The sequence below is a fragment of the Streptomyces durocortorensis genome (assembly GCF_016901035.1).
GTDB classification, from domain to species: domain Bacteria; phylum Actinomycetota; class Actinomycetes; order Streptomycetales; family Streptomycetaceae; genus Streptomyces; species Streptomyces durocortorensis.
In genome coordinates this window covers 1-279 of sequence record NZ_JAFEUF010000591.1, presented here as the reverse complement: position 1 = coordinate 279, position 279 = coordinate 1, and the positions used below count along the sequence as shown (strand labels likewise).

General features: G+C 67.7%; 1 protein-coding gene. It reads left to right on the top strand.

Annotation, left to right across the window (positions count from 1 at the left end):
- On the top strand, positions 1-279 hold a 279-nt coding region (locus JS521_RS37690; protein ID WP_205087053.1), incomplete at its 5' end, for a hypothetical protein.

Sequence of the window (279 nt, the reverse complement as noted above, 5' to 3'; positions counted from 1 at the left end):
AATTACAGTGGCGCCATCGTTCCGCCGAACACCGCCATGCGCACTTTCCTGACCGCCTTCTGCCTGCTCCTGTCCGTCGCCGCCAGCGCTGCGCCGGCACCCTATTACCGTTGGCAGAGCATCGTCGACGGTACCGTCATCTGCCGCCAGACGTCGCCCGGCGAAGGTTGGCAACGGCTCGACGACCAGCCCTTTCGCGACCTCAACTGCAGCATGCCGGCCGCCCGTGTCGACCGCCCGAGCGGCGTACCGGGTTTTCGTCCGCAGCCGGGGCGGTGA